The organism is Tatumella ptyseos, from assembly GCF_030552895.1.
Classification (GTDB): Bacteria; Pseudomonadota; Gammaproteobacteria; order Enterobacterales; family Enterobacteriaceae; genus Rosenbergiella; species Rosenbergiella ptyseos_A.
In genome coordinates this window covers 1,728,485-1,752,316 of sequence record NZ_CP130649.1, presented here as the reverse complement: position 1 = coordinate 1,752,316, position 23,832 = coordinate 1,728,485, and the positions used below count along the sequence as shown (strand labels likewise).

The 23,832-nt window shown below is 46.9% G+C and carries 22 protein-coding genes; 13 read left to right on the top strand and 9 right to left on the bottom strand.

Features of this window, described 5'->3' with window-relative positions; all coding sequences use genetic code 11:
• Nucleotides 1-21: 21 nt before the first annotated feature.
• The 4 genes from ruvC (at nt 22) to QJR74_RS08265 (ending at nt 3,079) form a co-directional block, all read left to right on the top strand.
• Nucleotides 22-543: a crossover junction endodeoxyribonuclease RuvC gene (gene ruvC / locus QJR74_RS08280; RefSeq protein ID WP_304371397.1), complete on the top strand. Its 522-nt coding sequence runs from the start codon at nt 22-24 to the stop codon at nt 541-543.
• 91 nt (nt 544-634) lie between these two features.
• Nucleotides 635-1,252 carry a Holliday junction branch migration protein RuvA gene (ruvA, locus tag QJR74_RS08275; protein ID WP_304371396.1) on the top strand — a complete coding sequence of 206 codons (618 nt, stop codon included), beginning with the start codon at nt 635-637 and terminating at the stop codon, nt 1,250-1,252.
• 8 nt (nt 1,253-1,260) lie between these two features.
• Nucleotides 1,261-2,274, top strand: a complete 1,014-nt coding sequence (gene ruvB, locus QJR74_RS08270) for a Holliday junction branch migration DNA helicase RuvB (protein WP_304371395.1) — start codon at nt 1,261-1,263, stop codon at nt 2,272-2,274.
• A 130-nt stretch (nt 2,275-2,404) separates the two neighbouring features.
• Nucleotides 2,405-3,079: a hypothetical protein gene (locus QJR74_RS08265; RefSeq protein ID WP_304371394.1), complete on the top strand. Its 675-nt coding sequence runs from the start codon at nt 2,405-2,407 to the stop codon at nt 3,077-3,079.
• Between the two features lie 59 nt (nt 3,080-3,138).
• Here the strand turns inward: QJR74_RS08265 and znuB are convergent, their stop codons facing one another.
• Nucleotides 3,139-3,924, bottom strand: a complete 786-nt coding sequence (znuB, locus tag QJR74_RS08260; protein WP_304371393.1) for a zinc ABC transporter permease subunit ZnuB — start codon at nt 3,922-3,924, stop codon at nt 3,139-3,141.
• Entirely contained in the window at nt 3,921-4,679 is a 759-nt protein-coding gene (gene znuC / locus QJR74_RS08255) for a zinc ABC transporter ATP-binding protein ZnuC (RefSeq protein WP_304371392.1), read from the bottom strand. The genes znuB and znuC overlap by 4 nt, the downstream gene beginning before the upstream one ends.
• Nucleotides 4,680-4,817: 138 nt before the next feature.
• Between znuC and znuA the strand changes: the two genes are divergently transcribed.
• From znuA to lpxM, 3 genes are all read left to right on the top strand, one after another.
• Nucleotides 4,818-5,732: a zinc ABC transporter substrate-binding protein ZnuA gene (gene znuA, locus QJR74_RS08250; RefSeq protein ID WP_304374002.1), complete on the top strand. Its 915-nt coding sequence runs from the start codon at nt 4,818-4,820 to the stop codon at nt 5,730-5,732.
• A gap of 15 nt (nt 5,733-5,747) precedes the next feature.
• Nucleotides 5,748-7,070, top strand: coding sequence for a murein DD-endopeptidase MepM (gene mepM / locus QJR74_RS08245; protein ID WP_304371391.1), 1,323 nt, complete (start codon nt 5,748-5,750; stop codon nt 7,068-7,070).
• Nucleotides 7,071-7,198: 128 nt separating this feature from the next.
• The gene (lpxM, locus tag QJR74_RS08240) at nt 7,199-8,173 is read left to right on the top strand and encodes a lauroyl-Kdo(2)-lipid IV(A) myristoyltransferase (protein WP_304371390.1); all 975 of its coding nucleotides are present in this window, start codon (nt 7,199-7,201) and stop codon (nt 8,171-8,173) included.
• Between the two features lie 32 nt (nt 8,174-8,205).
• Here lpxM and pyk read toward each other — a convergent pair whose 3' ends face one another.
• Entirely contained in the window at nt 8,206-9,648 is a 1,443-nt protein-coding gene (gene pyk, locus QJR74_RS08235) for a pyruvate kinase (protein WP_304371389.1), read from the bottom strand.
• A 281-nt stretch (nt 9,649-9,929) separates the two neighbouring features.
• On the opposite strand from pyk, the gene zwf reads away from it, so the two are divergent.
• Nucleotides 9,930-11,417, top strand: coding sequence for a glucose-6-phosphate dehydrogenase (gene zwf, locus QJR74_RS08230; RefSeq protein ID WP_304371388.1), 1,488 nt, complete (start codon nt 9,930-9,932; stop codon nt 11,415-11,417).
• A 32-nt stretch (nt 11,418-11,449) separates the two neighbouring features.
• Here zwf and purT read toward each other — a convergent pair whose 3' ends face one another.
• A complete protein-coding gene (gene purT / locus QJR74_RS08225) occupies nt 11,450-12,634 on the bottom strand; it encodes a formate-dependent phosphoribosylglycinamide formyltransferase (RefSeq protein ID WP_304371387.1) in 1,185 nt (394 codons plus the stop codon).
• Nucleotides 12,635-12,787: 153 nt separating this feature from the next.
• Between purT and QJR74_RS08220 the strand changes: the two genes are divergently transcribed.
• Entirely contained in the window at nt 12,788-14,845 is a 2,058-nt protein-coding gene (locus QJR74_RS08220) for a S9 family peptidase (protein ID WP_304371386.1), read from the top strand.
• Here the strand turns inward: QJR74_RS08220 and QJR74_RS08215 are convergent.
• Complete coding sequence (locus QJR74_RS08215) at nt 14,835-15,068, bottom strand: DNA polymerase III subunit theta (protein ID WP_304371385.1); 234 nt, start codon at nt 15,066-15,068, stop codon at nt 14,835-14,837. The two genes, QJR74_RS08220 and QJR74_RS08215, sit on opposite strands and share 11 nt — an antisense overlap.
• Before the next feature lie 133 nt (nt 15,069-15,201).
• Here QJR74_RS08215 and QJR74_RS08210 point away from each other — a divergent pair, with 133 nt between their 5' ends.
• A complete protein-coding gene (locus QJR74_RS08210; protein ID WP_304371384.1) occupies nt 15,202-15,543 on the top strand; it encodes a DUF2511 domain-containing protein in 342 nt (113 codons plus the stop codon).
• A gap of 200 nt (nt 15,544-15,743) precedes the next feature.
• Nucleotides 15,744-16,289, top strand: coding sequence for a DUF1440 domain-containing protein (locus tag QJR74_RS08205; protein WP_304371383.1), 546 nt, complete (start codon nt 15,744-15,746; stop codon nt 16,287-16,289).
• Nucleotides 16,290-16,336: 47 nt separating this feature from the next.
• On the opposite strand, the gene QJR74_RS08200 is transcribed toward QJR74_RS08205, so the two are convergent.
• The 4 genes from QJR74_RS08200 to yebS form a co-directional block, all read right to left on the bottom strand.
• On the bottom strand, nt 16,337-16,795 hold the full coding sequence (locus tag QJR74_RS08200) for a hypothetical protein (protein ID WP_304371382.1): 459 nt from the start codon (nt 16,793-16,795) through the stop codon (nt 16,337-16,339).
• Between the two features lie 214 nt (nt 16,796-17,009).
• A complete protein-coding gene (gene rsmF, locus QJR74_RS08195) occupies nt 17,010-18,434 on the bottom strand; it encodes a 16S rRNA (cytosine(1407)-C(5))-methyltransferase RsmF (protein WP_441007604.1) in 1,425 nt (474 codons plus the stop codon).
• 72 nt (nt 18,435-18,506) lie between these two features.
• On the bottom strand, nt 18,507-21,140 hold the full coding sequence (locus tag QJR74_RS08190; RefSeq protein ID WP_304371380.1) for a PqiB family protein: 2,634 nt from the start codon (nt 21,138-21,140) through the stop codon (nt 18,507-18,509).
• Entirely contained in the window at nt 21,109-22,353 is a 1,245-nt protein-coding gene (yebS, locus tag QJR74_RS08185; protein WP_304371379.1) for a membrane integrity lipid transport subunit YebS, read from the bottom strand. Before yebS ends, QJR74_RS08190 begins: the two co-directional genes overlap by 32 nt.
• A 201-nt stretch (nt 22,354-22,554) precedes the next feature.
• On the opposite strand from yebS, the gene QJR74_RS08180 reads away from it, so the two are divergent.
• Entirely contained in the window at nt 22,555-23,070 is a 516-nt protein-coding gene (locus QJR74_RS08180) for a GAF domain-containing protein (RefSeq protein ID WP_304371378.1), read from the top strand.
• A 79-nt stretch (nt 23,071-23,149) separates the two neighbouring features.
• A complete protein-coding gene (gene proQ, locus QJR74_RS08175) occupies nt 23,150-23,821 on the top strand; it encodes an RNA chaperone ProQ (protein WP_304371377.1) in 672 nt (223 codons plus the stop codon).
• Nucleotides 23,822-23,832 lie beyond the last annotated feature (11 nt).

Sequence of the window (23,832 nt, the reverse complement as noted above, 5' to 3'; positions counted from 1 at the left end):
CACCCAGTTATTGGGTCCGTTATGGCCATAATTCTTGGTATCGACCCTGGGTCACGGGTAACCGGATACGGGGTAATACGACAAGTCGGTCGTCAATTGACCTACTTGGGGAGTGGCTGTATCCGGACCAATACGCCTGCTTTACCCGAGCGTTTGCGGCTCATTTATGCCGGTGTAACTGAGATTATCACGCAATTTTCGCCTGATTATTTTGCCATTGAGCAAGTGTTTATGGCGAAAAATGCTGATTCCGCCTTAAAGCTAGGGCAAGCGCGTGGCGCAGCGATTGTCGCGGCGGTAAATCAAACATTACCCGTTTTCGAGTACGCTGCTCGACAAGTAAAGCAAACCGTCACCGGGACCGGGGCAGCAGATAAAGCGCAAGTGCAACATATGGTGCGAACCTTATTAAAACTGCCCGCTAATCCTCAAGCTGATGCCGCTGATGCTTTGGCTATTGCGATTACCCATTGTCATATCAGCCAAAATGCGCTGAATATTTCTGATAAAGCACTGGTACTCACCCGAGGGCGGTTACGTTAGCTTTCTCTGCATAGGCTGGATATTCATCCAGCCTTTTTTATGGTATAAACGCATCATTAATCCTAGCGAACACATTGATAAAGGTAAATGTATGATCGGACGTCTTAATGGAGTCATCATAGAGAAGCAACCGCCATTAGTATTGCTTGAGGTCGGTGGCGTAGGGTATGAAGTTCACATGCCGATGACCTGTTTCTACGAACTGCCTGATAAAGATCACTCCGCCATTATTTTTACCCATTTTGTGGTACGGGAAGATGCACAACTGTTATTCGGTTTTAATCATAAACAAGAACGTACCCTTTTCCGGGAATTGATTAAGGTGAATGGGGTTGGGCCGAAACTCGCTCTTGCCATTCTCTCTGGCATGTCAGCGCAGCAGTTTGTGAATGCGGTAGAACATCAAGAAATAGCTGCCTTAGTAAAACTCCCAGGGGTAGGTAAGAAAACTGCTGAACGTCTTGTGGTCGAAATGAAGGATCGATTTAAAGGCATGCACGGGGACCTGTTTAATACAGAAAGCGAGTTTACGCTCACAGCACCGGCTACCGACCCCTCCACCACCAATGATGCAGAAGCTGAAGCGGTCGCAGCCTTAGTAGCATTAGGTTATAAACCGCAAGAAGCCTCCAAAATGGTGAGTAAAATTACCAAAACTGGGGCGAATAGTGAAACCTTGATCAGAGACGCCTTACGGGCGTCGCTATAAGGAAAAGTATGATAGATGCGGATCGCCTAGTCTCTGCGGAAGTGACTATTGATGAAGAGCGTTTTGACCGAGCCTTACGTCCCCGTTTACTCGATGAATATGTCGGTCAACCGCACGTCCGCGAGCAAATGGAAATTTTTATTCGTGCAGCGAAAATGCGGGGCGATGCCTTAGATCACTTGTTGATTTTCGGCCCTCCAGGTTTAGGAAAGACAACGTTGGCTAATATCGTGGCCAACGAGATGGGCGTCAATTTACGGACTACCTCCGGCCCGGTATTGGAGAAAGCGGGTGACCTTGCCGCCATGCTGACGAATCTTGAGCCACACGATGTACTCTTTATTGATGAGATCCACCGTCTTTCTCCTATTGTTGAAGAAGTACTTTATCCTGCAATGGAAGATTATCAGCTGGATATTATGATCGGAGAAGGTCCGGCGGCCCGCTCGATTAAAATCGATTTACCTCCATTCACTCTAATCGGCGCCACCACACGAGCAGGCTCGCTAACCTCGCCATTACGTGACCGTTTTGGGATCGTCCAACGTTTGGAGTTCTACCAAGTGGCTGATCTACAGTCTATCGTTAAACGCGCAGCAGACTGTCTAGGGCTGTCTCTCAGCCAAGAAGGGGCGCTGGAGATTGCTCGTCGTTCCCGTGGTACACCAAGGATTGCTAATCGGCTGCTTCGCCGTGTGCGTGACTTCGCTGAGGTCAAAGCCGCGGGCGATATGAACGGGGAGGTGACAGCAAGTGCGTTAGACCTTCTCAATGTCGACAGTGAAGGCTTTGACTATATGGACCGTAAATTACTGCTAGCGATTATCGATAAGTTTAGTGGTGGACCTGTAGGGTTAGATAACCTTGCGGCCGCAATCGGTGAAGAGCGCGAAACTATCGAGGATGTTATTGAACCTTATTTGATTCAGCAGGGTTTTATTCAGCGAACGCCACGCGGACGATTAGCCACCCAACATGCTTACCAGCATTTCGATCTGCTCGACCACTATAAACACCTTTAAAAATCCCCACGTTTACCTTCAATAGTTCGAGGAATGTCAACTTTTGACATTTCTCTACCTATTCCCGCTACGACTCATCACTTATACTTCCGATTCACTATTGGGAATCAGTGAAAAGTATAGGGATATCATGAAGAACGGCTATGTATTGTGTTGTGTTACTGCCATCGCACTCCTTTCTGGTTGTGCGTCAGTCAAACCCTCAGTGATTGAGGGAAAAAATAAAAGTTCGATAGGGGTGTTATACCATGCCGCCCCTGCTGAATTTAATGATGGGAATCTGTATTCAGATCCTTACTTACGCGAAGTGACACCTGTTCATAGTGCCACGGGGATTGGATTGGCGGTGCTCTCTGCTGCGTTAGGGAGCGTTAACACTTCTGGCTTTGATAAGGAAAGCTATAAGGGGAACGCTATCAAAACGTTGAAAAACCCCACCCTTGATTATTTTAAGACCAACGCGGACAACGCATTGGTGAAGTGGTTAGATGACAATAGTGCAGGCTATACCTACCAACAGCCGTTGCATATAGGTTATTCGACTTGGTCATTGATTTATAAAAACTTTAATAGTAGCGACTCCCTGTATGAGTTGAAATACAAAGTCTTCTTCTACAAAAAACCTGAGAAGGGATCGATCTTTAGCGGTTTTATTAAGCAAGCTTGTTCACCCGCCCCAGTCGAAGCTGATTTAGCGGAATGGCAAAAAGATCAGTATGCCAAAGTAAAAGTGGAAACCCAGCATCTGATGGATCAATGTCTTCAGCAATTCAGTCAGCAACTCCCGACGTTGTTGAAGAAATAGTAGTGTCTACTTGTTTTAGTTAACACAACTAGGCCTCGGTACTACCGAGGCCCAGCTGCTTAATGGGGCATCTTCTTCAGCCCACTGAGCATAAAGAGGGCGCTTGCGGTCAGAACAACAGATGGGCCAGCAGGGGTATCGTAATAGGCTGAGAAAGTTAGCCCACCAGTAACGGCGACCATTCCAATTAGGGTTGCGAAAATCGCCATCTGCTCGGGGGAGCGGGCGAAGCGACGTGCGGTGGCTGCAGGAATAATCAGTAATGAGGTAATAATCAGTGCTCCTACAAATTTCATCGAGACACCGATAGTAAGCGCGGTAACCAGCATCAATAACATCCGAGTACGGGCAAAATTAACGCCATCGACTTGGGCTAATTCTGGACTGACGGTCATCGATAATAGCGCGCGCCATTGCGAGATGATCACAGCGAGTACGATCACTACGCCACCTGCCATTAAGACGAGATCTTCGGGCATTACCGATAGAAGGTCGCCGAACAGATAAGCCATCAAATCGACGCGAACATTATGCATCAAACTCACGACGACTAACCCAAGAGATAAGGCGCTGTGCGCCATGATACCCAGTAAAGTATCGATAGCTAAGTGAGGTCGCTGCTCTAGCACGACTAACAGAATAGCGAGGATAAGGGTTACGGCAATCACTGCATACCAAGGATTAACGTTTAACAATAATCCAATCGCGACGCCTAGAAGGGACGCATGGGCGAGGGTATCGCCAAAGTAGGACATTTTACGCCAGACGACAAAAGACCCCAGTGGGCCCGCGGTGAGGGTAAGGAGTATCCCTCCTAGCCAGCCCGGTAGTAACAATTCTATCATGAAGTCTCATGCTCCTTGCGTAACACTATCCGACCCTTAAGGTCATGACGGTGATTGTGGTGATGTCGATAAATCGCTAATTGTTGGGAGGCTCTGGGACCAAACATTGCGGTAAATTCCGGATGTTGAGAGACGACTTCGGGTGGACCTGAACAGCAAACATGATGATTGAGACAGAGGACATCATCGGTTTTCGCCATGACTAAATGAAGGTCATGGGACACCATCAGTACGGCACACTTCAACTCATGACGTAACTGATTAATCAGATCATAAAGCGCCACTTGGCCATTCACATCGACCCCTTGCGTGGGCTCGTCCAGCACTAATAGTTCTGGCTGACCGAGCAGCGCGCGGGCGAGTAGCACACGCTGCATTTCGCCGCCGGAAAGCTTTTGCATTGTAGATAGGCGCAGGTGCCCGGCGTTTACCCGCTGCAAGGCTGCGTGGATATCCGCATTTTTAGCTTGGCGCGCTAACCGTAGGAAACGATCCACCGTCAGGGGAAGGGTGGTATCTAAATGTAATTTTTGTGGAACGTAGCCAATTCGTAATCCCGATTTCTTATTCAAGACGCCACGAGACGGTGTGACTAGCCCAAGAATCAGTCGCACTAAGGTTGATTTTCCCGCACCGTTAGGGCCAAGCAAGGTTAATATCCTACCCGGTTGCAAGCTTAACGAAATATTTTGCAGGACTTGTTTTTGACCGAATGAAACATCGATATTTTCTAAAGTCACTAAGTTCGATGGCATGGTTAATCAGTTTTCATTTCAAAAAGAGATGTTATATTATCACAACTCCATTTGAGGTTAATAGCTGAGACGCCAGGAATCATGAAAAGAAAAAAGCATTTCCCTAAAATCGCCTTGGGTTTATCTATCCTGTTAGGAATGAATGGCCTAGCGCAAGCGGATGTAGTGACATCGATTAAACCCTTAGGATTTATTGCCGCCGCGATTGCCAATGGCGTCACACCGGTAACAGTGGTGTTACCTGATGGAGCTTCAGAACATGATTATGCGCTACGGCCATCAGACGTGCGTCGGATAAAAAATGCTGACCTATTGGTGTGGGTAGGGCCTGAAATGGAATCCTTCGTAACGCGAAGTGCTTCACAATTACCAGCGAATAAAAACCTTGAACTCTCGGCTCTACCCGTGATTCAATCACATTTGGTGGGCGAAGTTGAAGATGATCACGATCATGCTTCGACGCATGCGGATAAGTTAACATCTATAAATTCTTCTGATAGGGAACTGTCTGATAGTCATTCTCATCAAGGAACGTATAATTTGCACATCTGGTTGTCTCCAGAAATGGCTTTGATGAGTGCTACGGCTATTCATGATCGGTTGGTGCAGTTGATGCCTGCACAAAAATCCAAATTAGATAATAATTTATCGATATTTAAAGTCAGTTTACAAGGTGCCGATAAAGAGATACGTCAACAGCTTAGCGCAGTGAAGGATAAGAGATATTATGTCTTTCATGACGCCTACACCTATTTTGAGAAACATTACGGCCTGTCACCACTGGGATATTTCACGGTAAATCCTGAAATACAGCCAGGTGCACAGAAATTAAACGAAATCAGAACACAGTTGACTGAGCAAAAAGTGCAATGCGTTTTTGCTGAGCCACAATTCAGACCAGCCGTCATCGACGCTGTTTCTCGAGGAACCTCAGTGCACAAAGGCATTCTTGACCCCTTGGGAAGCAATATCAGCTTATCGCCAGACAGTTATGTGAAATTCCTCTCACAATTGTCGAGCCAGTATGTGAGCTGTCTGAAGCCTATGAACTAATGAGGAATTTTTACAGTGCAACAGATTGCTCGTTCTGTCGCTCTCGCGCTTAACACATTACCCAAGCCCCATCGTGTTATGTTGGGGTCATTGACCGCTATGACGCTTGCGGTTGCTATCTGGCAACCGCTACTTAATCACCACGATGAAAATAAAGAAACCTTAGTTCGCAAGATTGAACTAGAAGCGACCCAACACTTAACCGGGACAGACGCTTCCGAGCCTGATGACCAAACTACCCCTTTACCTGATGAAGATCTGCCTGCTGACCAAAAAGAGGCGGAAGGGACTCAAGATGCTAAAGAGTATACCGTCGCGTCAGGAGATACCCTAAGCAGTGTATTAAATCAGTATGGCATTGATCTCTCAAATATCAATGCGCTGGTGGGAAGTGATGGTGCATTACGTAATCTCAATGTTGGACAAAGCCTTAATTGGCAAGTCAACGCAGACGGAGAGTTAGATACTCTGGATTGGGAAATTTCCCGTCGTGAAACGCGTCACTACGCGCGCAGAGCGAATGGCACCTACAGTATGGAGCGCCAATTACAGCAAGGAGAGTGGCAAGACCATACACTGGCTGGCACCGTTAAAGGCAGTTTTGCCAGCAGTGCACAGCAGGCTGGCCTCTCTGCGGGAGAAACTGCCTCGGTGATCAAAGCGTTACAATGGCAGATGGATTTTCGTAAACTCCGTAGTGGCGATCAATTCAGCACCATTTTCTCGCGCGAAATTCTGGCTGGTAAGCGCATGCAAAGCCAACTTCAGGCTGTCCGAGTTCGCTCGGGGGGGAAGGATTACTATGCTTTTCGCGCAGAAGATGGCAAATTTTATGACCTGAATGCCTCGGGATTAGCAAAAGGGTTTTTACGTTACCCAACGGCTAAAACATACCGGGTCTCTTCAAACTTTAATCCTCGTCGGCTTAATCCAGTGACCGGACGCATTACTCCGCATCGTGGTGTTGATTTTGCTGTCCCTATTGGTACGCCTGTTCTGGCTACAGGGGATGGAGAAGTAGTAGTGGCGAATGCTAAAGGCGGTGCAGCAGGGAAGTATGTTGCTATTCGCCATGGTCGACAATACATGACCCGCTATATGCATCTTAGCCGTGTAATGGTTAAACCTGGTCAAAAAGTTAAAAGAGGCGATCGTATTGCATTATCCGGTAATACTGGGCGCTCTACTGGCCCGCATTTACACTTCGAAATCTGGATTAATAACCAAGCGGTTAACCCCCTAACGGCAAAACTGCCGCGAATGGAAGGCTTAACGGGTAAAGAGCGTAAGACCTACCTTGCGCAAGCTAAAGCTTGGCAAAGTCAGCTGACATTCTAGTGGGTTATAGTCAGGCCATGCATCATGCATGGCCTTTTTTTAAATAACCTCTAATCGGGCGAGTAAAAGTCTGTTGCAAAACTCGCTTCCATCACTATCATTAGCCACTTCTTAAAAGAGGCGAGTGCATGATCAACGAGAAACGTAACCAGTCTGAGTTTATTCCTGTTTTCAATCGTTCTTTCTTCAAACCCCAGTTCTGGGGGAAATGGTTAGCTATTGGCGTGGCAGGTGCATTGGCCTATGTGCCGGCCACCGTTCGCGATCCGGTGTTAGGGAAACTAGGAAAATGGGTTGGTCAACGAGCAAAGGGTGCTCGCCGTCGTGCGCAAATTAATCTTCACTACTGTTTTCCTGACCTTTCCGTGGCGGAACGTGAAAACATTATTGATGAAATGTTTGCTACCGCGCCGCAGTCAATGGTGTTAATGGCCGAATTGGCACTACGTGACCCTCAACGTGTCCGGCAGAAAATTGTCTGGCACGGTAAAGATATTATCGAGCATTACCAACAATCGGGACAGAATGTCATTTTTCTCGTGCCTCATGGCTGGGCTGTCGATATTCCGGCGATGCTGCTGGCTTCAGAAGGTCAAAAAATGGCGGCGATGTTCCATAACCAAAAAGATCCGTTAATGGACTATATTTGGAACCGATTACGACGTCGTTTTGGTGGTCGCATGCATGCTCGTAATGATGGTATCAAGCCTTTCATTGCTTCAGTCAGGCAGGGATATTGGGGCTATTATTTACCCGATCAAGACCATGGACCGGAACACAGCGAGTTTGTCGACTTTTTTGCGACGTACAAGGCGACATTACCGGCTATTGGACGGCTCATGAAAGTATGTCGAGCTAAGGTTGTTCCGCTATTTCCGGTTTATGATAGTCGCCGCCATCAACTCGAAATTTTTGTGCGCCCAGCAATGGAAGGTCTCGAGACGGCTGACGATAGAACATTGGCGAGACGAATGAATGAAGAAGTGGAATTTTTTGTCGGACCAAACCCTGAGCAATATACTTGGATCCTCGAGTTACTGAAAACGCGGCAAGCAGGTGAAGAGAAGCCTTATCGTCGCAAAGACCTCTTTCCGTATAAATAAAAAAACAGCCGCGTCAGCGGCTGTATTATTATTTATTCAACGGTGATCACGCGTTGCGTGTTGGTGGTGCCAGTGGCGCCCATCACATCGCCTTGTGTAACGATGACTAAATCACCCGTCTGTAAATACCCTTTGGTCTTGAGCAATTTGACTGCATCGTGTACGGCTAGTAAGCCATCAGTGTAGCCTGAAATCGCAACCGGGGTCACACCACGATAGAGTGCTGTGCTATTGAGGGTAGCTTCGTGTCGTGACAGGGCAAAGATAGGTAGACCTGAAGTGATCCGTGAGGTCATCAACGCCGTACGCCCAGATTCGGTCATGGTAATAATAGCAGTGACCCCTTTAAGATGGTTTGCGGCGTACATCGCTGACATGGCGATGGCCTCTTCGATATTATCAAACTGAATATCTAAACGGTGGCGTGACACATTCACTTTTGGAATCTTCTCGGCACCCACACAAACATTGGCCATGGCCAGTACAGTCTCTGCTGGATATTGACCTGCGGCCGTTTCAGCAGAGAGCATTACCGCATCCGTTCCATCTAACACTGCGTTAGCGACGTCCATCACTTCCGCCCGAGTAGGCATTGGATTAGTGATCATGGACTCCATCATCTGGGTGGCGGTAATACTGGCACGGTTTAGCTGACGCGCCCGGCTAATTAGATTCTTTTGAATGCCCACCAGTTCAGGGTCACCAATTTCAACACCGAGATCGCCTCGCGCGACCATGACGACATCACTGGCAAGAATAATATCATCCATCGCTGCTTGAGTCGCGACGGCTTCGGCACGTTCGACCTTGGCAACAATTTTTGCTTGGCATCCAGCTTCTTCTGCTAAACGCCGAGCATAACGTAAGTCGTCACCACAGCGGGGAAAAGAGACGGCGAGATAGTCTACGCCAATTTTCGCAGCCGTAATAATGTCCGCTTTATCTTTATCGGTCAGCGCCTCGGCAGACAGGCCGCCACCCTGTTTATTAATACCTTTATTGTTAGAAAGCGGGCCGCCAACCGTCACTTCGGTATGAATATTGTCACCTTCAACGGAGGTGACGCGCAATTGCACGCGACCGTCGTCTAATAACAGAATATCTCCGGATTTTACATCCTGAGGTAGTGCCTTATAATCGATTCCCACCTGTTGATGGGTACCTTCCCCTTTAGGTAATGTCGCATTCAAAATGAACGGGTCACCGATGTTTAAGAAGATCTTACCTTCTCGAAACGTTGAGATGCGGATTTTAGGTCCTTGTAAATCGCCTAGAATAGCGACATGACGGCCCAGTTTTTTGGCAATCTCTCTGACATTATTCGCGCGTGTAAGGTGATCCTCAGGGGAGCCGTGAGAAAAGTTCAGTCGTACCACATTCGCTCCTGCCGCAATCACTTTTTCTAGATTATTATCGCGGTCAGTGGCAGGGCCTAATGTAGTCACAATTTTCGTACGTCTAAGGCGTGTTGACATGGACAACTCCAGTAAAATCATCAATAAAGAGAAAACTCAGTTGTTGAGAATAGGTATTACACTCAATATCGCAGAAAACGATAAATGCTCGCAATGGTTTTAGGGTACAACTTTAGGTACCAGTTTAACAACCGATTAACGTCTCGACGGTAGTCAACATTGATTTCACATAGCAAACTGTTTACCTCACTACTGTAATCGCAGTAAAGTGGGCAATAATATGAATCTAATGCACTTCTTAGCGGATTTTCGCGACTTTACGTTAGAACGAGGAGAATGAAATGGCGTCAACGCAAACAGTCCAGGCTTGCGACCTGGTAATTTTTGGAGCCAAGGGTGATCTGGCACGCCGTAAGCTATTACCTTCGTTATACCAGCTGGAAAAAGCCGGTCAAATCAACCCTGAAACGAAAATTATTGGTGTGGGCCGTGCAGAATGGGATAAGGCAACGTATATCCAAGAAGTTGATAAAGCCTTAAAGACCTTTATGAAAGAGGAGATCGATCAAGAGATCTGGGCAAAATTAAGCGCACGCTTAGATTTTTGCAATTTAGATGTCAATGAATCGGCGCATTTCACAAAGTTAGGCAAATTACTTGACCAGAAAAACCGCGTGACCGTTAACTACTTTGCAATGCCCCCGAGCACATTTGGCGCAATCTGTAAGGGATTGGGCCAGGCTAAATTAAATGCTAAGCCTGCTCGAGTGGTCATGGAAAAACCTCTGGGTACCTCTTTAGAAACTTCTCAAGAGATTAACGATAGCGTAGGTGAATACTTTGACGAAAGCCAAGTTTTCCGTATTGACCACTATTTGGGTAAAGAGACGGTTCTAAACCTATTAGCCTTACGTTTTGCTAACTCTATCTTTGTGAACAACTGGGATAATAAAACCATTGATCACGTACAGATTACTGTGGCGGAAGAAGTTGGGATCGAAGGGCGTTGGGGTTACTTTGACCAAGCAGGTCAGATGCGTGATATGGTTCAAAACCACTTACTGCAAGTGTTAACGATGATTGCGATGTCACCGCCATCTGACTTAACCGCCGCAAGTATCCGCGATGAAAAGATTAAAGTCTTACGTTCACTGCGCAAAATTGACCACACCAACGTCCGCGAGAAAACCGTGCGTGGCCAATATACTGCTGGCTTTGTGCAAGGTAAAAAAGTACCGGGATACCTGGATGAAGAAGGGGCGAATAAAACCAGTTCGACAGAGACCTTTGTTGCTATCCGTGTAGATATCGACAACTGGCGCTGGGCGGGAGTTCCGTTCTATCTGCGAACTGGGAAACGTCTCCCTGCTAAATGCTCTGAAGTTGTCGTGTATTTCAAAAATCCAGAAATGAACCTGTTTAAAGAGTCTTACACTCAACTTCCGCAGAACAAACTGACCATTCGTCTACAGCCGGATGAAGGGGTCGATATCGAGATTCTGAATAAGGTTCCTGGTTTAGACCACAAACATAAGTTACAAACGACTAAATTAGATTTAAGTTTTTCCGAAACGTTTAACGAAAGTCATTTAGCTGATGCGTATGAGCGTTTGTTACTGGAATCAATGCGCGGAATCCAAGCTCTATTTGTTCACCGTGATGAAGTCGAAGCGGCATGGACTTGGGTGGATTCGATTATCGAAGCATGGGAGAAGGATGGTGAGTCGGCTAAGCCTTATCAAGCGGGAACCTGGGGACCCGTCGCTTCCGTTGCGATGATTACCCGAGATGGGCGTTCATGGAATGAGTCTGAAACCCCGTTAGAGTAATTGATGACCGCCAGCCTAGCTGGCGGTTTTTTTTAGATACCATCCGAAACTTCAATGGCTGCAGCACTGGATAGCGCTACAGAAATAGCCTGTTCAACTGTCTCACCGATCGCCAGTGCCACGCCTAACCGTCGACGTCCCGCAATACTAGGTTTAGCAAACAATCGTACTTGTTGACCCGCTGCTAAGGCTTTTTCTAATCCAGCATAACTTATCGCTTCACTGTGGAGTGAAGGGAGAATAACAGCAGAGGCTGAAGGGCCATACTGACGAATTTGACCGATGGGAAGTCCCAAGAATGCACGAACATGTAAGGCAAATTCAGAGAGATCCTGTGAAATTAGCGTCACTAAACCTGTGTCATGAGGACGAGGGGACACTTCACTGAAGATAACGTCGTCCCCGCGTACGAAAAGCTCGACACCGAAAAGTCCGTAGCCTGAGAGAGCCGTGACGACTTGGCGAGCGATATCTTGTGCACGAGCTAGGGCAACATCACTCATCTGTTGCGGCTGCCAAGATTCTCGGTAATCTCCCTCTTCTTGTCGATGGCCGATAGGGGCACAGAAATGGATTCCATCCACGGCATTGATCGTCAGGAGCGTTATTTCGAAGTCGAAATCCACTAATCCTTCAACGATGACACGGCCTGCACCCGCACGGCCACCTTGTTGAGCATAGTTCCAGGCTGCTTCGCACTCATCAGGGTGACGAAGCAGACTTTGTCCTTTACCGGACGAACTCATGATGGGTTTAACGAAACAAGGGAAGCCAATGGCCTCCACCGCTTCTAAAAATTCATGTTGCTGGCTCGCAAAACGGTAGCGAGAAGTCGGCAGGGATAATTGTTCTGCGGCGAGTTGGCGGATACCCTCGCGATTCATGGTAAGTTGTGTGGCTCGCGCGCAGGGAACGACGGTTAAGCCAGTCGCTTCCAGTTGCACCAGTTTCTCGGTAGCGATAGCCTCGATTTCTGGCACGATAAAGTCAGGCTTTTCAAGATCGATGACTGATTTCAAGGCATCGCCATTCAACATATCGATGACATAAGCGCGATGAGCGACGTGCATTGCCGGGGCATTTTCATAACGGTCCACACCGACCACTTCAATGCCTAAACGTTGACATTCGATGGCCACTTCTTTTCCTAATTCTCCACAACCTAACAACATCACTTTAGTTGCATTTTCACGTAACGCAGTACCGAACTTTCGCATAACACTTTCCCAAACTCGATGAAGATAACTGCAGAGTAGTCTAAACGAAAACGTTTGCGTTGGCACGTTTTAAGCTGGGGAGCGGAAAGTAGGTAAGGGCGCAAGAAACATGCGATACTGGGATAATAACTTACTCTATCGGTATCGAACACCATGCTCACACCTCCTAAAGCCCGTCGACTTCCTTTCACTCATCAGATACATGGTGATAAACGAGAAGATCACTTTGCATGGTTACGTGATGATCAACGAGCTGATCCTCACGTCATTGACTATTTGGTCGCTGAGAATCAGTGGTGCGAACAACAATTGGCCCCGCTAGCAAGCCTTGAGGCAACCCTCTATGAGGAAATGACCGCGAGAATTCCTGGTAATGATCATTCTGTCCCTTTTCTGAAGGCGGGACATTGGTATCAACAGCGTTATCAGCAAGGGGATGATTACCCTCATTGGGTGTGGCGTAAGGATAGTGAAGCAGCATCGTGGCAAACTTTACTGGATTGCAACCAACGAGCTTATAACGCTGATTATTACGAACTGGGTGCATTAGAAATCACGACCGATCACCGTTATATGGCAGTGACTGAAGATTATCTATCAAGGCGGGAATATGTGTTACGTATTCAACGCTTAACCGATCAAACCTGGCTCGACACGGTCATTGAAGGGATCTCCCCTTCGATTGTTTGGGCCAATGATGGTCAGACTCTCTTTTATATCAAGCAAGATCCTCAGACTTTATTACCTTGGCAGGTATGGCGTCATACGCTGGGCACGGACCCTGCAAAGGATAGTTTAGTTTATGAAGAACAAGATGATAGCTTCTATGTTAGTTTGACGGGGAGTAGTTCTGAGCAGCGTTTGTTTATCGTACTTGAGAGTTCGACAACCAGCGAGGTGTGGGCCATCGATGCAGATAAGCCGGATTTACCACCGTGCTGCATAGTGCCTAGACGTGAGGACCATGAGTACAGTATTGACCACTTTCAGGGGCATTACTATATCCGTTCTAATCGAGAAGGGATTAATTTCGGGCTTTATCGTTGCGTCGAAACAGAGACGACCGAGGATTGCTGGCAACAAGTGGTTGCCGTCTCAAAGAATCGTATCGTTGAAGACTTCCAGCTCTTTAACGACTGGCTCGTCACTGAAGAACGTCTGCAGGGCAAAATGGTGCTCTGCCAATATACTCTCACCGGCACAAATCGGTTTGTTTTACCAAAGCAAGCGGAAAATGGCGTGGTTTGGATAGGGCATAATCCGGATGCCGATAGCACATGCTTACGTTTCGGTTACAGCAGTTTAATTACACCGACCACTACTTACGAATGGGATCTCGCTACACACCGGCTAACTCAGTTAAAGCAAGTGCATATTCCACGTTACGACGAGAGTGACTACGAAAGCGACTGGCGTTGGTTGACCATGCGTGACGGCGTTCAAGTACCAGTCTCACTCGTTTGGCGCAAGGATTGCTTACAACCTAGCAAAAACCCATTACTCATTTATGGTTATGGTGCTTACGGTGCAGCGCTAGAGGCTGATTTTAGTTTTACGCGTCAAAGTCTACTTGACCGAGGGTTTATCTACGTCATGGTGCATGTGCGTGGAGGGGGGGAGTTAGGTCGTGCATGGTACGACGCTGGACGGCTCGGTAATAAAATGAATAGTTTCTACGATTTTATTGATGCAACAGAGCAGTTATTGCAGCAAGGCGTGGGGGATCCGCAACGTTGTTACGCGATGGGAGGTAGCGCCGGCGGCTTACTGGTCGCAGCGGTAAGTAACATCGCTCCAACCTTGTTTCACGGTATTCTTGCGCAAGTACCCTTTGTCGACGTGGTCAGCACAATGTTAGACGAAACTATCCCACTCACTACCGGCGAATATGAAGAGTGGGGAAATCCTAATAACGAGGCCGATTATGCGATGATCAAAGCTTATAGCCCCTACGATAATGTCTGTGAACAAGACTATCCTCACCTTTTCGTGACGACAGGTTTGCATGATTCACAAGTCCAGTATTGGGAACCGGCAAAATGGGTGGCTAAGCTTAGAGAGCATAAAACCGATAATCATCAACTCCTCCTCTATACCGACCTTGATGCAGGACACGGAGGAAAGTCCGGGCGCTATCAAGCTTACGTTGATATCGCTCGGGAATGTAGCTTCCTGATAGGATTAGCTAGTGATTGTTGGCCTAAGTCTTGATCTTAGGCTCATAAGGTAAGCGTGACAACGTCACAGAAAGCTGGCGATAGGTCGTCAGCTTTTCTTGAAAGTGTGCACGTAATGATTCGGGTTGCTCATTTTCAACATGGATGGGCACGACCGGCATATTGTAGCGTTCCTTGAAGGCGACACCTGCCGCCGCTAATTCGGTATTGAGTTGGTTTTTCTCTTCTGCACTGAGTTTAGCGAGATTATAGGTCATGATGATGGGTTCCTTGTGAGCAGTGAAGGGGATACAATTCATGCTTTCTGCTGCCACTTAAATGCGTCATTTGCTACACTGTGCGGTAAGTCACATGGCAGTTTTATTATTACGAATTTAAGGCATTATTCCAATGAAAAAACTCTTATCCGTACTCTTACTTACCATCGTTAGTGGGCAATCCTTTGCATCTGAAGTGATTACGGTAAGCCGACGTGAAATCGGTAAGCAACAGTGGCCGCTAACTCGTGAAGAGATCATGTTACGTTGCGATAAAGATGGCGGGCTTTTTGCTATCAATGACAGCACGTTAATGCAATACCCCCTCAATACGATTGCACAACAGAATGTGGATCAAAAGAAAAGCCAAGGCCAACCTATTTCGCTTATTCAAGCTGAAGATCCACAACAACCCGGCAAAAAAATGGACCTCGCACCTTTGACGTCGCGTGCGCAAGCCTTGTGCGGACAATAAGCGAAGCGTGGTTTAACCGCTACGTGAAACGACTAATGACTTGATGTAATCGGAGATTCAAACAGGTCTCCAATTCTTTCCTAAAAGGTTGATCCTAGACAATATCTAGTGAGTTAAACCTCTGCCTTAGACTGACCAACCTCGTAGAATCTCTAGTACCGAGCACAGATAGGATGCTCGGTCTATTTAAGGGGATTTCTATGCGTTCTAAAGTTAATTATAAGATCATTCTCTGGGCGACTCTGCTGGCAGGGTTTATGAGTTCATTGGTGAAATGGGGTTCTGAAGTGAATATGCCGCCTCGCGTTGCAGGTGAAATTTCCCCACCTGGTGCCCATATTGATGCGTGGTTGGGGTGGGCGGGCATAAATCAACATTCTCTGGATTATCTTTATCAAGGAAATTCAGTATTAGGGGCGGTAACGCTTTACCATTGGCTCTTTAGTTTTGTATTTGCTTTTGTATACGTTGTCGGGGCTTATTATTGGCCAAAAGTTCGGTTGGGTTATGGTGTGGTTTACGGTGTCGTCATAACAGTGGTCATGCATGGTTTCTTAATCCCTGCCTTAGGTTTTCGTAATCCTGTTTATGATGAAGGACAAACGGGATGGTTGTGGAACCTCAATGGTTATGAATTATGGAGTGAAATCATTGGGCATATCTGCTGGTCAGTAAGTATTGAGTTCAGCCTCATTGCGGTACTAGCGCTTTTCGCTCAGCCGATTAAGGGAACGTGGCGTCGATGAACTGACTCGACACCGAATCGTCACACGGTTCGGTGTCAGAATCGGCTTTAAGGTTTGGCCGGCGGCGTGTTCTCTTCGAGTTTTTCACCGTTCTTTTCTTTCTCTTTAATCTCTTTTTTCACCCAAGCACGATCTTCGTCAGTTAGCTCTGAAGCATGGGTATTGCTACTGCTCAATAACCAATAGAGCATCGCCAGCTGTGTGAGTCGCACGCCACTATTACCACGGCTGTTGATAGCATTTTTTAGCCGCTGTGAAGGAGCCTGTTGGCTCAAGGAACGATACTGCTCTGCACCGGGTATCCCTTGTTTACCCGAGGAAGAAGCGCTCTGTTGTGCTGTCGGCGCTGGCGTGGCGGCAGGTTTGGTTTTTTGCTGCACTGGACGTTTCAACATCTTCGAAGACCCAAAGCCCCTTGACGAGAATGAACGCGCGTCACTAAAAGTGGAAACGGTCATTAAAAGAGCAGGCAATACGATCAGTAGCGGTCGGGCAATTTTTTTCATTATCGTTCCCAGAGGGTAAATAAAATAATTAACAAGGCCAGTAAGAGCCCTAAAAGTATGGGCGATGCGATTATAACAAGATAGGGTGAGCGGATGGAGATACCAATGTAAAGAATCAAAAGACTGCTCAAGGCTTAATTATTTTACTGACAAAAGTTTAATCTTATTGACATTCTACCCCCCTAACAGGTTCTAGCCGTGAGGGGGAGTGCCTTTATGTAAACAAGGGTCCGTTGCGGACAAGCTCTCTGGGTAAACTATTTTTAATCCGCTGATTAATAATCTTAGCCAAGCCCAACACCTGTTGCTGGTAACTCACCAAACATTCGCCTTTAGGCAATGGTGTATCTGGATAGATATCACGGCCTCGATACCATTCAGCTGCTTGCTCGGCAGTCAGTTCGATCGTTGAAATAGTGGGCGTAGCCAGAGCGGTTATCGCTTCATGATGCCAACGATAGCCTTTGTTATGTATCTCTGCTAATCGAAAACCGAGCCGTGAGAATTTGACTTTACCCATTAGAGATTCAACCATTTTAGGGAAGAGCCAGAGTTCTTTATCTCGCTGCCAGAGACTGAGCGAATTTTCCCATTGGATACCAATAGAAGCTGCTTGCTCAATGATCAGTTGTTGCGTTTTAGTTGGTACTGGTTGGAAAGGGAGTTTACCCACTTTAAAACCAGGGTGAGGGGGAGTCTCTAGGCTACGCGTTTTGCGCAAGCTTGCCACGAAGAATCCTTCACTATCAAAACGTTGTGGGAAAACATGAAGATACCCTTCTGGCGTCGCCACGCGTTCTGCGCCTGGGAAAAGTGAGGCTAAAGATTCGACCTCAACGGCACCTGGAAAAGCAGCGCAGAGTGACGTAATGACCTGTTGGTTCTCAATGGTATTAAGTGTACAGGTTGAGTAGATGAGTCGACCACCAGGTTTAAGAGCATGGAAAGCACTGACTAACAGTTCACGTTGAGTCTGGGCAATCTCTTCAGTACTTTCTAGGCTCCAATGCGTGAAAGCCTGAGGATCTTTGCGAATTACTCCCTCTCCAGAGCAAGGGGCATCTAACAATATTGCGTCGAACTGTTCTGGTAACGCCGCACCAAATATACGTGCATCGAAGTGGGTAAGCGCGGTATTGACCACACCACAGCGGCTAATGTTGGCATGTAAGACTTTGACCCGACTCGCGGCATACTCATTCGCAACAATAAGCCCTTGGTTCGCCATTTTTGCGGCAATTTGTGTCGTTTTGGAGCCCGGAGCTGAAGCCATATCCATCAACATCAGGGGCTGTTCCTGCGAAGCAAAAAGGGCTTGTACAGGTAACATCGAGCTAGGTTCTTGAATGTAGAATAGCCCACTCAGATGTTCTGCATAGCTGCCCAAGGGGGGTTGCTCATCGTTAACCTGAACCCAAAATCCTTCTTCGCACCACGGCACTGGCGTGAGTTGCCAAGGGTAATCTGCCGTTAATGCTAAGAATTCTGAGACACTGATCTTAAGCGTGTTGACACGAATAGCGCGTCGAAGAGGGCGTTGACTTATCGCGATAAAGTCCGCGAAATCATCTTCGTTGGGCAGCGCTTGGCGCATGAGTTCTAGAAATTGGGCGGGAAAATGGATGGCTTCAGCACTCACAATGGGATCCATATCGGTCAAAAGCTTAGTGTAACATGAACACGGGCAGTAATACTGCCCGTGTAGAGGGGATTATTCTTGGCGAGGGATAGCCGTTCCCCACTTCTGCCAACCGTCTGGCGCCTCATCACGTAATAAAAAGTGTTTATTCGATTCAGCAGCCGGGGCGAGAGGAACCGTTGGCGGCGTCGCAAATTGAATACCTCCACGAATAAATTGCTGGAAGGTACCTGTTTTAACCACACCACCGGTCAGACCAAAATCAAGTGAGTAGCCAGAGGCCAGCCAAAACACCGAATTATTCCGGACGAGATGTTGATAACGCGTGCTAATACGCATCGCTATCTGAACGCGATCGGCTAAGTTCCCCAGAGAGGTGCCAGTGACTGTACCGACTTCAACGCCACGGTAGAGCACTGGTGTACCGACGGTGAGGGTCCCTGCATCCGGAGCATCGACATAGACGTTCAAGCCATCTAAATAACGTGAGTCGGTGATCGTATCCTCTTGCAGTTCGAAACTGCGTCGTATACTCCCTGTTCCTGGATCGACATTGACATAAGGCTGCAACAGTGACTCTAAGTGGTTGACACCGTTTGATGAGATTTCCGGTGAGACCACTGAAAATTGGCTACCGCTGCGAGCGAAATGTTGATCATATTCAGGGTAGAGAACGGCTTTTGCCTCAACTTGATGTAAGTTTTGACTGAGCGACAGGCTCTCAACTTGACCCACATTAATTCCTAAATATTTAATCGGCATCCCTGCGGCCAATTTACTCCCATCAAAGGTATGGAAAGTAATTTGACTCCCGACGGCATTCGCCGCATTACGACTAGCAAAAAGCTCTCGGTAATTCCCTTTCTGTTTAGTCACTCCTGAGAGGCTATCGAAGCTGATTGCACCTTTTAAGGCCCGGTTAAGTGGTGTGGCCTGTACAGTGATGCCATTAGAGTTAAATTGAACTCTCGCACCGCCTTCTGCCCAGAATACGGTAGAGTCGGTAATTAGCTTTCGGTACTCTGGTGCAATGTGAACTGAGACAATAAAATTGTCAGCATTCGGAGTGATATCGACAATTTCACCGACTTGGTAACGGCGATAAAGCACCACGCTGCCCGCTTGTATATCGGGTAAACTTGAGGCTTTCAGCTTCAATGTCACCGAGGGTTTATCCCCTAGCGTATTATCCTTGGCTGCATCGTCATCTGCATAAAGAGGATAATGTGTGCTTGCCTGGCCTTTTTGCCCAGTATTCACGCGAATGCCGCCTTGAATCCATTGTTGGGGCGGAGCGCCCACCAATTTCAAGCCATCGAGGCCCATGCGAATACGAATCTGACTATCGGCAATAAACTGGCTGTCAGCATGAATAAAATGGCGGTATTGTGGTTCAACCGAGACCTGGAATATAACGCCGCGGTCCGTAAGGGTTCTTTGGGCGATTTTACCGATCGGTACGCCATTTAAAATCAAAGGTTGACCCGCGTCGATGCCATAACTTTCAGGGGCGGTTAATTCAAGCGTTAGGCTATTTGGCTCCTGTAAAAGTGACTGACTCGCTGGCAGTACGGTGAATTCTGTCGCGGCTTCTCCCTCGCCAGGAATTAATTGTAAAACGGTTCCCGCGAGTAACGATCCCACCGAAAGATTACCACCCTGTAGGCTAGGTTGCCGCATCTCGATACGCGTTCCTGTGCGCATCAACCCAACGACACTTGGGTCGACCGTCAGTTCGCCTGTCACATGATGTTGATCGGTCAAAGTGATATGGGTAAGGGTACCCACTTGCAAACCTTGATACATCAATGCTGTTGACCCTGCGGTGAGATTGTCTGCGCTGGGTAACTTCAAAATGAAATTTACGCCGCGCTGGCTTTCGGCAAGATTAGGATAGAGTTCATAACGTTCCTGATTGGTTGCAGACTCTGAGTCTTGAGGTGAGTCAAAGGCAATGGCACCGTTGATCAGTGCGGGGACACTAGTAAGATTTACATTTACCCCTGACGCCCCTAACTTAGCCTGTAGTCCTGAAACGTTCCAAAACCGGCTGCTTTTCTTGACCAGTTGCGTATAACGTCTTTCAATCAGTACATCTATCAGAACGCCTTTGCCTTGGGGCGCAAAGCTGTAATCATAAACGCGACCTACGGGAACTTTTTGATAATAAACCTGAGATCCAGTATTCAGTGAGCCCAAATCATTCGCATGGAGTTGGATAATCAGACCACCGTTATTAACGATATTTTTAGGCTGGCTATCAGACGCAGTGAAATTTTCAGTTGCAGCGCCATCTCCGGGCATCATACCAATATAGTTACCCCCGACCAGCGCATCTAAGCCTGAGACCCCAGCCAAAGAGGCTTGAGGGGTGACTAGCCAAAATTTTGTATTCGCTCGTAAGGCATCTTTCATACTACTCTTGATACTGGCTTTAATTTTAATGACGCGATAGTTATCAGTCAGGACGATATCTTGAACAGTTCCAATCTCTACGCCTTGGTAGCGAATAGGTGTGCGCCCGGGAACAATACCGTCAGCAGTATGAAAATTAATGGTAATAGTCGTGCCACTCTCTTGATAATTCTTCCACAGAAGCCACCCAGTAATCAGGATTGCCACGATGGGAAGAAACCAAAAAGGGGAAAGACGGCGCTTTTTTTTAACCGTAGCGCTAGTCGGTGTATTCGGCGTTTCCTGTTGCATGAGCATCCCAGAGTAAGCGGCTATCGAGCCATTCTACGGATAGAATAGTAAGAAAAACAGCGGAACCAAAATAAAGGGCGGCTGGCCCCATTGTAAAAGCAAGGAGTTGATCACGGTCCACTAAAGACATCATTAGCGAAATAACAAAGAGATCGAGCATAGACCATCTTCCAATCCATCTCACTGCCCTAAGTAATCTCACCCGAGTTTTCAGACCTTGTTCGCAGCCCATATGAATACTAATTAACAGCGCAAGTAAAATTATGACTTTGCTAACCGGCACCAAGATACTTGCCGTAAAAACCACCATGGCAATGGGAATGTTTCCGTTGGCAAGGGAGACAATGCCAGAAAAAATAGTGTCGTCTTGTCGAGCACCGTTCAAATAAATAATGGAAATAGGCAGCAGGTTAGCCGGGAAAAGAAAAATAATCGAGCTAATCAACGCCGCCCACGATTTTTGTAAACTGTAAGGAATGCGTGGCATTAATTTGACATGACAACGAGGACAACGCCCGCGTTCGTCCGTTTGACCGCTGTAATGACAGTAAATACAGCACTTGACCTCTTCTGGTTTTAAGGCCTGTCGCGGTTGCGGATAAAATCTATGCCATAAGCTTTCGACATCAAGATGAATAATCAGGAGCAAATAGAAGAGGGTAAGGCTGATAAAAGCGACTAGGCCATATCCCGCAAAAAGATCGGCATAATCCTTAACTTTGATGGCAGCAACCACAACCCCAATCAAGTAGATATCAAACATAATCCACTCTTTGAGTTTATCTAATACCAGAAGTACTGGGCGCAAATTCATTCCTAACCTTTTACCGACGGCTAAATAAACAAAGCTGAGCGCCAATGCCAGTGGTGTACCGATAATACAAAAGCAGACCATTGCGGCAGTGATGATGTCACCTTGGTTGACCATTTGCATTACACCCGCCAGCATGCTGGCACTGATGGTCATGCCAAGTAGACGAATTTGAATCAGGGGCAGAAACCATGCTAAGGGCATCAAGCAAAGCATTACACAGGCCAGGCAACATAGTCTTGAGAAAGACCAATCTCTACCAGTGGCAACCTTCGCCCTGCATCGAGGGCAGTAAGCGACTTCACCTTCCTTCAAAACAGGATGGTGATAAATATGGTCACATTCCACACAGCGCTTGAGGTCTGTAAAGGTTTCATTGGGACTAATAGCGGTAATTTTCATTGCGCGTTATCAGTAATTATCGTTACAAAGCATAAAATTTTCATTGTTAAGTAATTAGGTCTGCTATAGTCGTTGAAAGCGTAATGTATCAGAAGTTCCCTGAAGAAGAATATAAGCATAGTTGAGCGTCATACGATGTCTATTTCTTTCATTCATTCAAGGCCTCTTCCGGATTCATCAATGTCACTTTATGGTTGGAAAATGAGTAAGTCTGAATTTTATCAAGATATGTCCCGTGACCTCGGTGCCCTTAACAGTGGTGAGCGAGCGTTTTTGCCGATTCTAGCGAATTGTAGTGCGTTACTCTTCGAAAGAATGGCGGGGTTAAATTGGGTAGGTTTTTATCTGCTCAGTGAACAAGACACTTTAGTGCTTGGCCCATTTCAAGGCAAATTAGCTTGTGTTCGTATCCCCGTCGGAAAAGGAGTGTGTGGTACAGCCGTCGCTACCGGTGAAGTACAACGGGTGGCTGATGTCCATCAATTTAGTGGTCATATTGCTTGTGATTCAGCCAGCAATAGTGAAATTGTATTACCGCTACGTTGTAATGGTGAAATAATCGGTGTTTTAGATATCGATAGTCCCCATTTTTCGAATTTTGATCATGAAGATGAAGCTGGTCTCGAATCTGTCATAAACACTCTTGAGACCTTACTCTCAGCCACAGAAATTTCTCTTTTTTTACAACAATTAAAAGGTAATTTCGCTGAAGCATAGCAATTAGCGCTGTAGTCATTATAATGTCGCTTGTTCATGCCTGCGTTGGTCGGCAAAACCGTTGTAATCAGGAAATTTCATGGAAAATCAACCTAAGTTGAGTAGTAGTAAAGAAGTCATTGCATACCTTTCGCAGCAATTTCCAAGCTGTTTTATTGCTGAAGGTGAAGCTAAGCCGTTAAAAATCGGTATTTTTCAGGATTTAGTCGAGCGTATCCCCGCTGAAATGAGTCTTAGTAAAACTCAGTTACGTTCAGCGCTTCGCGTTTATACTTCGAGCTGGCGTTATCTTTACGGAATTAAAGCAGGGGCGACTCGCGTAGATCTTGATGGTAACGCATGTGGCACCTTAGAAGAGCAACATGTTGAACATGCTCGTCAGCAATTAGAAGAAGCGAAAGCGCGTGTTGCTGCACATCGTGCTAAACAACGCAGCGAAGCTAAAACTGATGACGCAGGCAAGGCGGAACGCCGCCCACGCAAACCAACAGCCCGTAAGCCTGCTGCACAAAATGCGTCTGCGACGGAAAATAAACCTCGTAAGCCTAAAAACGACTCGCGTCAATCATCCTCTGCAGAGGGAAAAGCCGTTACTGACACTTCAGTGCTGAAAGTCGGTCAACCCATTCGTGTTAAAGCAGGTCTGAGTGCCGTCGAAGCTACCGTCCTTGAAATCTCTAAAGAGGGAGTTCGAGTTCAATTAGCATCGGGACTGGCAATGATTGTACGCCCAGAACATTTGCAGTTCTGAAACGGAGAGTG

What these genes read in the sequence shown, in the direction of transcription:
- ruvB (WP_304371395.1), top strand. Translation starts at nt 1,261, where the DNA reads ATGATAGATGCGGATCGCCTAGTCTCTGCGGAAGTGACTATTGATGAA.
- QJR74_RS08265 (WP_304371394.1), top strand. Translation starts at nt 2,405, where the DNA reads ATGAAGAACGGCTATGTATTGTGTTGTGTTACTGCCATCGCACTCCTT.
- QJR74_RS08220 (WP_304371386.1), top strand. Translation starts at nt 12,788, where the DNA reads ATGCTCACACCTCCTAAAGCCCGTCGACTTCCTTTCACTCATCAGATA.
- znuA (WP_304374002.1), top strand. Translation starts at nt 4,818, where the DNA reads ATGAATGGCCTAGCGCAAGCGGATGTAGTGACATCGATTAAACCCTTA.
- purT (WP_304371387.1), bottom strand. Translation starts at nt 12,634, where the DNA reads ATGCGAAAGTTCGGTACTGCGTTACGTGAAAATGCAACTAAAGTGATG.
- QJR74_RS08180 (WP_304371378.1), top strand. Translation starts at nt 22,555, where the DNA reads ATGAGTAAGTCTGAATTTTATCAAGATATGTCCCGTGACCTCGGTGCC.
- proQ (WP_304371377.1), top strand. Translation starts at nt 23,150, where the DNA reads ATGGAAAATCAACCTAAGTTGAGTAGTAGTAAAGAAGTCATTGCATAC.
- QJR74_RS08210 (WP_304371384.1), top strand. Translation starts at nt 15,202, where the DNA reads ATGAAAAAACTCTTATCCGTACTCTTACTTACCATCGTTAGTGGGCAA.
- lpxM (WP_304371390.1), top strand. Translation starts at nt 7,199, where the DNA reads ATGATCAACGAGAAACGTAACCAGTCTGAGTTTATTCCTGTTTTCAAT.
- QJR74_RS08200 (WP_304371382.1), bottom strand. Translation starts at nt 16,795, where the DNA reads ATGAAAAAAATTGCCCGACCGCTACTGATCGTATTGCCTGCTCTTTTA.
- QJR74_RS08215 (WP_304371385.1), bottom strand. Translation starts at nt 15,068, where the DNA reads ATGACCTATAATCTCGCTAAACTCAGTGCAGAAGAGAAAAACCAACTC.
- QJR74_RS08190 (WP_304371380.1), bottom strand. Translation starts at nt 21,140, where the DNA reads ATGCAACAGGAAACGCCGAATACACCGACTAGCGCTACGGTTAAAAAA.
- zwf (WP_304371388.1), top strand. Translation starts at nt 9,930, where the DNA reads ATGGCGTCAACGCAAACAGTCCAGGCTTGCGACCTGGTAATTTTTGGA.
- znuB (WP_304371393.1), bottom strand. Translation starts at nt 3,924, where the DNA reads ATGATAGAATTGTTACTACCGGGCTGGCTAGGAGGGATACTCCTTACC.
- QJR74_RS08205 (WP_304371383.1), top strand. Translation starts at nt 15,744, where the DNA reads ATGCGTTCTAAAGTTAATTATAAGATCATTCTCTGGGCGACTCTGCTG.
- pyk (WP_304371389.1), bottom strand. Translation starts at nt 9,648, where the DNA reads ATGTCAACACGCCTTAGACGTACGAAAATTGTGACTACATTAGGCCCT.
- znuC (WP_304371392.1), bottom strand. Translation starts at nt 4,679, where the DNA reads ATGCCATCGAACTTAGTGACTTTAGAAAATATCGATGTTTCATTCGGT.
- ruvA (WP_304371396.1), top strand. Translation starts at nt 635, where the DNA reads ATGATCGGACGTCTTAATGGAGTCATCATAGAGAAGCAACCGCCATTA.
- yebS (WP_304371379.1), bottom strand. Translation starts at nt 22,353, where the DNA reads ATGAAAATTACCGCTATTAGTCCCAATGAAACCTTTACAGACCTCAAG.
- ruvC (WP_304371397.1), top strand. Translation starts at nt 22, where the DNA reads ATGGCCATAATTCTTGGTATCGACCCTGGGTCACGGGTAACCGGATAC.